We start from the raw sequence: 5,928 nt of genomic DNA, 5'->3' as shown, positions 1-5,928 counted from the left end.
ATTCAGAGGCAGTTTAAAATATAGACTATTTTTTTGTGAAATGTCTTTCAAGAAGACCTTTAAATGCTTTTCCGTGTCTGGCTTCGTCTTTTGCCATCTCGTGTACTGTATCGTGAATAGCATCAAATCCTAGTTGTTTTGCTCTCTTGGCTATATCAAATTTACCTGAAGTGGCTCCGTACTCAGCTTCTACTCTTCTTCTTAGGTTTTCCTCAGTAGAGTCTGTAACTACCTCTCCTAAAAGCTCTGCAAATTTAGCAGCATGCTCAGCTTCTTCAAAAGCTATTCTCTTGTATGCTTCTGCCACCTCTGGGTATCCTTCTCTGTCTGCTACTCTCGACATAGCAAGATACATTCCTACTTCTGTACATTCTCCTGAAAAATGAGCTCTTAGGTCCCCTATAATTTGCTCGTCTCCACATGCAAGACCTTCTCCTAAGATATGCTCAGTTGCCCATACCATTTCTCCTGTTTCTTTTACTTCTTCAAATTTATCTTTTCCTGCCTTACATACTGGACAAACCTCTATACCTGCTTCTAAAATCTCCCCGCATACTGTACATCTGAATTTTGACATTGTATCCTCCCTTTTTGTTTTCAAATTTGTTATTGTTACAATTCTGTACTCATGCTAGGATTATATCCTCATCTCTGATTTTTGTCAATATATTTTTTTGATTTTATACAAAAGAACGAGAGAGCAAAGCCCCCTCGTTACTACACAGCATCAGACTGTCAGGATATTCCTAAGAAGATCATGATTGACTCTTCCGTCCAAATCCAGTTTTTTTATAGTTGTTATTATGGCTCTTACGACTTTAAGGTATTCCTGTGGCTTCTCTTTTGGAGTTATAACCAGAAATACTATGTCTACAGGCTTACCGTCAGGAGAATCCCATTCCACAGGATTTTTTATAAGACCGCATACGCAAATTGTCTTGCTGACCTCATCTGTTCTACAGTGAGGAATAGCCACTCCTTTTCCAAGAGATGTACTTGCCAGCTTTTCTCTAGCCATTATGGCATGGGCTACTTCATGGATATCTTTTATAACACCTTTTACCCCTATTATTTCTGCCAGATTATTTATAGCTTCCTCTTTATTCCCCGCCTCAAGTTCTATAACATTTCCCATCAATATCTCTTCTATTGAAAAATGATCAGTCTTTTTACCGGAAATATTTTGAAGACTCTTTATATAAGCTTTCCATTTTAAAAGGGTTCTTTCTGAGAGCCAGGCTCCTCCGATTTCAAATATTACCAAAGCCGGGATGATCGTATTAAATATAAGTTCCCCACCGTGGCCTTTTAATACTGTAGCCACTAAAATAGTTTCCACTGCAGCCATTCCTGCCTGAGGAAGCATTAGTTTAGGCAGACTGTTTGTTATCTCTTTTTCCTGCTTTGTGGCATAACACCCTACCCATGTGCCTACAAATTTAGCTGATCCCCTTACAACGAGATATCCTGCCACATATATAAAGGTTTCCTTAGAAAAAGTTTCTAATTTTACACTGGCTCCAATAAGAGCAAAGAAAAACAGATTCAAGGCTGGCATTATATTACTCAGTTGCAGAGAGTGAAATATAGCATGAAAATGATAGTTTGATACCAGGGCTCCTGCCACAACTGCTGTTACAAGAAAAGGTACATGGAAATGAAGTGCTGCAGCAGACCCAACTGCTACAAATCCCACAACTATAAAGAATAACTCAATAGAAGGCATAGGACCGTAGAAACTCTCCACATCTACCTCGAGGCCATCTTCACTATTTACCTTCCCCGGCTTCACTGTAAATTTCAGAAGGATAAATATAATCCATCCTATTAAGAAGGCAAATACCAACTCTCTGACCACTTCATAAGCCAAATGACCTACAGAAAGAGATTCCCCCTCCATCGTCATGACAGCTATCCCAAGAAATACTGAGAAAAACACAACCTCAATAATATCATCTAAAACTACTATGTTCGCCAATAGATTTTTAAGCTTTCCTTCTATTTTCAGCTTATTCATCAGAACAAAAGTAAGGGCAGGAGCCGTGGCTATACCTATAGAACCGATTACAAGGGCATTAATTGCCGTAAAATTAAACACCTTCCAAAATACAAGAGATAGCGATATCCATGTAAGAAGTGCCTGCCCCACACAGATTACAGTAGCTTTTATCCCCACTTTTTTTAGTCTGTCAAAATGCAGCTCTTCTCCCAGTGAAAAAGCTATTACTCCCAGAAAGAAGAATACAAAGAAATGACTTTCTTCTATGACCATACTGTAGCTTTCAAATCCGTGACTGTAGAGATCCTCCATTTTATTAAAAAAAGATGCTGACCTTACAAATTCATTTCTCACTACCCAGTCATGAATCAAAACCCAAAAGTGTGGCCCTATAAGCATTCCGCCTATTATCTGCCCGATTGTCTCACCTATATTTAATTTTTTAGCAAGAACCCCCACTGCATGAGCTCCTAATATCAGCATACCTATCGCCAGTATCTGAACTTTCATAAATTCTAACCCCATTTTCCCCTCCTCTATTTTTGTTTATATTAAAAGGATTAAATTCAAAATTAATTTTTATAACTGCATTACTATCATACTTTATTCAGAGGGTGTTTTTCAACATATATTTAACAATGTTCAATTAAATTTATCACTCACTCTTATTTCATTCTTTCTTTTTTTTAAAAAAAAGTTTTTAGAATTATAAATTATAATAGACATATTTTCAATGTTTTTTACAAAATCCCCTTTTAGAATATTAAAGTTAACTATATTTTCCGAACCTTTAAAGTAAACAATTCCGTATCTTCTTCCTGTTTTCACTGAACTTCAAAAAATAAAAAAAGGCAGACCTTAAAATCTACCTGTCTTTTTTGCTTATCTCTGTCTGGCCCACATATAGATAACAAGTGCAAAGTGAATCAGGGCCATAATAGGAACACCGTATCTGAAATACCATTTTCTTGTTTTATGATTAAAAACCTTCATACTTATAAGTGCCCCTATACTCCCGCCAAACAGTGTCATGAGAATGAGCCTCAATTCAGGTACCCTGTCCCTGTCATTTTTAGCCTGCATCTTATCAAAAGAATATACAGTAAATGTCGAAATATTCATTATAACAAGGAATATAAAAAGTATTTTTAAAAAAGTAATTTCCATCAGTTTTTCTCCTTTCAATAATTTTATCAGTTAATTTAATATACAGCAAAATAATTTTTTTTCAATATTTTCTTTTATTCTATCTTCTCTAACTCCCAAAAACCCTTTATAATCAAGGGTTTTAAAATTAAAAACCCATACCTGCCGAACGTTTCGTTCACTTTACAAATAAAATGTTTTTTATTGTATTTACAAATAGTAAAATTTGTAATATATTTATATAATGTTAGGGACTTTGAGGAAGTATATTGATACTTATGTTGTATTACTTAAAGTACCGTTTTAATTTTTAGGTTTCATCAAATTGGGGCCTTTTTTTAATATTAAACTTGATACAAGGAGGTGCCTAGGGAGTTTAAATTGTAGCTAGTCGATGGCAGTCTTTTGTCAGTTGACAAAATTATTGCAAAAGTTTTTAAGATGAAGTAAAAGTTGAGGGAGGAATGTAATGAAATTTGATTTAATTGCTTTTATGATGGATCAGTTTGTTTTAATGTTTGTTGCAGTTGTTACAGGTTTGATACTTGGAAAACTTCTAAAAATCGGGACTTCAGGTACGCTTTTTACAGGTCTTGGGATGGGATGGGCCGTAAAAAAAATGGCCGGAGATATTGTTGCTGCCGGTGAAGCCACAAAGCACGTAAAAGATGCCGAAAAACTTTTAAAGATATCTGTCGTAGACAGTATGTTCTTTTCACTTTTCCTGATTCTTTTCGTTGCAGCGGTAGGACTTCTTGCAGCTGATAAGATAGGAATTATCATAAAAAAATATGGTGCAAAATTTATAATACTGGGATTTGTTATAACTGCCCTTGGAGCTGCTACAACATACGGACTTACTCTTATGAGTAAAAGTGCAAACCCATATGAAGTTTCAGGAGTTTATACAGGAGCACTTACTAGCTCTCCTGGTCTTGCTGCTGCCATTGAGACTGCCAGAGATCATGCTAGAGGATGGGCAGGTTCTTACAGCACCCTAACCGACCATGACAAAGAGAGAATTATAAATATTCTAGGGGAAGAGGGAACTACAGTTGAAAACACCACTTCTCTGACGCCTGGGCAAATAGACAAGTTCTTAGTTAAAGCAGAAGCCGGGGTTGGAGTAGGACATGCTATAGGTTACCCGTTTGGAGTAATCATAGTTATTATCGCCATGAGATTTTTCCCTGTTATTTTCAGATTAAATATTGACGAAGAATATAAAAAGTTTAACGAAGAGATGGCAGCTGCTGAAGCTGTTGGCGGAGTAAAAGAGATAAAAACTGTATCCTTTGATCTTACTGCATTTATATTCTCTTGTGCATTCGGTTATTTTATAGGTAAGATTAGCATCTTCTTAGGACCTTTGGGATATTTCAGTCTTGGGTCTACAGGAGGAGTACTTATCGCCGCTCTTATATTCGGTTATATCGGAAAGATCGGTATGTTACACTTCAGAATGGATAAAAAGATTCTTGCGGCATTAAGAGAAGTAGGACTGGCTCTTTTCCTAGCTATTGTAGGACTGAGATATGGTTTTGCAGTTATAGATTCCCTTACTGGATCTGGACTGTTCTTAGCCTTTGTATCTCTAGCTGTAGGAACTGTAGCTATGACTATAGGATTTATTGTAGGAAAGTATTTCATGGGAATCAACTGGATTATGCTTTCAGGAGCCATATGCGGTGGTATGACTTCGACTCCTGGACTTGGAGTAGCAATCGATGCAGTTGGTAATGACGACCCTGCTGCAGGGTATGGAGCCACATATCCGTTTGCACTTTTCGGAATGGTTCTCTTTACAATAATTCTGCACAAATTACCAATGTAGTTTCTCTGTAAAAATTAAAATGGCAGTGAATTCACTGCCATTTTTTATTTTATTTTATTTTTTAGGAACTAAATCCACATCTATGAACTCTCTTGTTGCATTTTTTAAAGTTCCAGTATAAATATTATAGCTGGGGGCATTAATCATCAAAGTATCTCCAGGAATAAACAACCCAGATAAATTATAGTGACCAACAGCATCAGTTAAAGTAGAGTTTGAAGTACGTACTACTGTTACCGTTGCGGCTGATATTGTAGTGGATGTTTCTTTATCTCTCACAACCCCCTGAACTGATGAGCATCCCGTCAAAACAGTTAAAATTACGCCTGCTAAAAAATGTTTATTAAACATTAAAATTCATCTCCTTTTTCTAATTTTTATATCAAAATAATATTAAGTATACCTCAGGCTAGTCATAAATTCTATTTTTAAACTTAGATTATATAATTAAGTATCTCAATTTATAAAACTTTAATATAATTTTATAATAATTACCTAAAATTCATTTGTCAGGTCAAATTAATTATTCTAAAATCACTTTTTCAAGAAAGACTTACTTTTTACGGTAGGAAAGGGCTTCTAAAACATCCCCCTTATTTATGGCATCCCTGTTTTCCAGATCAGCTATTGTTCGGGCCACTTTCAGAGTTTTATCATAACTTCTGGCAGAGAGACCCAGACTTTCAATGGCACCTTTCAAAATTTTTAAACTCTCACTGTCAAGCTTACAATATTTTTTTATATCTTTTTGTGTCATATTCGAGTTAAGTTTCCCCTCTTCCATTCTTTTCCCCTGTCTTTCACGGGCAGTCTCCACCCTCTTTCTTATGGTTTCCGAGGATTCTCCCTCTCCGTAGTTCAAAAGTTCCTTTGTTTTCAGTTTTTTAACTTCAACATAGAGATCCATCCTATCAATAATGGGACCGGATATTTTTTTCTTATAGTTATT

The 5,928-nt window shown here is 35.9% G+C and carries 6 protein-coding genes; 1 reads left to right on the top strand and 5 read right to left on the bottom strand.

The window, feature by feature from the left end; all coding sequences use genetic code 11:
* Positions 1–25 precede the first annotated feature (25 nt).
* From ABZA26_RS05890 to ABZA26_RS05880, 3 genes are all read right to left on the bottom strand, one after another.
* Complete coding sequence (locus ABZA26_RS05890) at positions 26–577, bottom strand: ferritin family protein (RefSeq protein ID WP_372713589.1); 552 nt, start codon at positions 575–577, stop codon at positions 26–28.
* Between the two features lie 150 nt (positions 578–727).
* Entirely contained in the window at positions 728–2,524 is a 1,797-nt protein-coding gene (locus ABZA26_RS05885) for a cation:proton antiporter (RefSeq protein WP_372713588.1), read from the bottom strand.
* A 357-nt stretch (positions 2,525–2,881) separates the two neighbouring features.
* Positions 2,882–3,166: a DUF1294 domain-containing protein gene (locus tag ABZA26_RS05880; RefSeq protein WP_372713587.1), complete on the bottom strand. Its 285-nt coding sequence runs from the start codon at positions 3,164–3,166 to the stop codon at positions 2,882–2,884.
* Between the two features lie 448 nt (positions 3,167–3,614).
* Here ABZA26_RS05880 and ABZA26_RS05875 point away from each other — a divergent pair, with 448 nt between their 5' ends.
* Positions 3,615–4,979 (top strand): hypothetical protein, encoded by a 1,365-nt coding sequence (locus ABZA26_RS05875; RefSeq protein WP_372713586.1) that lies wholly within the window; start codon positions 3,615–3,617, stop codon positions 4,977–4,979.
* A 54-nt stretch (positions 4,980–5,033) separates the two neighbouring features.
* Here ABZA26_RS05875 and ABZA26_RS05870 read toward each other — a convergent pair whose 3' ends face one another.
* Both ABZA26_RS05870 and ABZA26_RS05865 read right to left on the bottom strand, forming a co-directional pair.
* Positions 5,034–5,330, bottom strand: a complete 297-nt coding sequence (locus ABZA26_RS05870; protein WP_372713585.1) for a carboxypeptidase regulatory-like domain-containing protein — start codon at positions 5,328–5,330, stop codon at positions 5,034–5,036.
* A 202-nt stretch (positions 5,331–5,532) separates the two neighbouring features.
* Positions 5,533–5,928: ATP-binding protein (locus ABZA26_RS05865; protein ID WP_372713584.1), on the bottom strand; the 396-nt coding region annotated here is incomplete at its 5' end.

Source organism: Ilyobacter sp., from assembly GCF_041583315.1.
Taxonomy (GTDB): Bacteria; Fusobacteriota; Fusobacteriia; order Fusobacteriales; family Fusobacteriaceae; genus Ilyobacter.
This window is presented reverse-complemented; position numbering and strand designations above follow the sequence as displayed.

Bases quoted from the DNA above. Each gene is read 5' to 3' on its own strand.
- ABZA26_RS05890 (WP_372713589.1), bottom strand. From the start codon at position 577: ATGTCAAAATTCAGATGTACAGTATGCGGGGAGATTTTAGAAGCAGGT.
- ABZA26_RS05885 (WP_372713588.1), bottom strand. From the start codon at position 2,524: ATGGGGTTAGAATTTATGAAAGTTCAGATACTGGCGATAGGTATGCTG.
- ABZA26_RS05880 (WP_372713587.1), bottom strand. From the start codon at position 3,166: ATGGAAATTACTTTTTTAAAAATACTTTTTATATTCCTTGTTATAATG.
- ABZA26_RS05875 (WP_372713586.1), top strand. From the start codon at position 3,615: ATGAAATTTGATTTAATTGCTTTTATGATGGATCAGTTTGTTTTAATG.
- ABZA26_RS05870 (WP_372713585.1), bottom strand. From the start codon at position 5,330: ATGTTTAATAAACATTTTTTAGCAGGCGTAATTTTAACTGTTTTGACG.